Here is a 1,448-nt window from a genome sequence, read left to right as displayed (position 1 = left end):
ATGTCCTGGTGCTGGCGGGGCCACAGCGGGCTTTGTTCCCCGGCGAGGTGGAGAAACTGCAGGATTATCTGGCGAAAGGCGGACGGCTGCTGTTGCTGATCGGGCCGCGGGTGGATGCCGGCCTGGATCCCTTGCTGGAAGAGTGGGGCGTGGTCTTGGGGGATGACATCCTCATTGAGGTGAGCAGCGTCAGCCAACTGTTGGGGACAGGGCCGGCGGTTGCCCTGGTTACTACCTACGGGGATCACCCCATCACCGCCCCCTTGGCGGCCCAGCGGCTGATGACCCTGTTCCCCCTGGCCCGCTCTGTGGAAACCGAAGCCCGCGAAGGGATCCAAGCCACGCCCTTGCTGCGCACCGGCCCGCAAAGTTGGGGGGAGACCAGTCCTGACCTGGAACGTGGCCCCCTGCAGTTCGATCCGGAGCAGGACAAGCCTGGCCCCCTTACCCTGGGCGTTGCTTTAACCCGCCGTTTGGACGCCGACCAGGCCGACACAGGATCCCCGCAGGAGGCCCGCCTGGTGGTGATCGGCAATGTCAACTTTGCCCTCAACGGCAACTTGCGGCAGCAGGGCAACCGGGATCTCTTCTTGAACACCCTCAACTGGCTGACTGAGCAAACGGAGCAGATCTCCATCCGCCCCAAATCCATCACGGATCGCCGTCTCACCCTGACCGGTCAAAACTTCCGCTGGCTGGTGCTGGGATCGACGGTCCTTTTGCCCTTGGCGGCCCTGGGTTCCGGAGCTGCCCTGTGGTGGCAAAGACGGTAGAGCTGGAGGAAAGCAGGCATGTTCAAGCGAACCACCTGGATTCTCCTGGGTTTGGCGGTGGCCTGTTTGCTGGGCTACTTCCTCTTGGACAACATCCAGCAACTGCGTCAGGAGCAACAGGCGGAGCGAGCGCGGCTGTTCCACTTTGCCACCGACACCATCGCCCGCATTGAAATCCGCCAACAGAAAGAGGGGGAACCCGTTCGCGGCAGCGGTGCGGAGTACTTGGAAATCCTTTTGGAGCGCAATCCAGAAGAAGAGGGATCCCACTGGCGGATCGTCGGTCCCATCCAGTCGGCGGCGCTGGACTTCCCCATTGAGCAGTTGCTCAACACCTTCTCCCGCCTCACTCCCCAAATCACCCTAGAGGGGGCCACCGACCTAGCCGCTTTTGGCCTGGATCAGCCGCGACACCAAATTGCCCTTTTCCCCAAAGAAGGGGATCCCTACCGCCTAGCCATCGGCAACGACAACTTCGACGGCTCTGGCTTCTACGCCCAGCCCGAAGGGGGACAGGTGGTGCTTCTAAGCAGTGCCCAGAAGGGATCCCTGTTGCCCTCTCTCTTGGCTTTGCGGGACAAGACTTTGCTTCAGTTTGATACAGCCGAGGTGAAAGCCCTGCAAGTGCAGTTGGCAGAGGCGGAGCCGGAAGTTGTTCGCCTGCAGCGGCAAGAC

At 62.0% G+C, this 1,448-nt stretch carries 2 protein-coding genes; both read left to right on the top strand.

What is annotated here, in order from left to right; genetic code table 11:
- Positions 1 to 773 (top strand): GldG family protein (locus NW820_RS00300; protein ID WP_414406364.1); only part of this gene is annotated, 773 nt, incomplete at its 5' end.
- 18 nt (positions 774 to 791) lie between these two features.
- Positions 792 to 1,448, top strand: a 657-nt coding sequence (locus tag NW820_RS00295) for a DUF4340 domain-containing protein (RefSeq protein WP_414406363.1), incomplete at its 3' end; no start/stop codon positions are given.

Source organism: Synechococcus sp. R55.7, from assembly GCF_047461955.1.
GTDB lineage: Bacteria > Cyanobacteriota > Cyanobacteriia > Thermostichales > Thermostichaceae > Thermostichus.
Note: the sequence above shows the minus strand (reverse complement) of the source record. Positions and strands in the feature narration are given on the sequence as shown.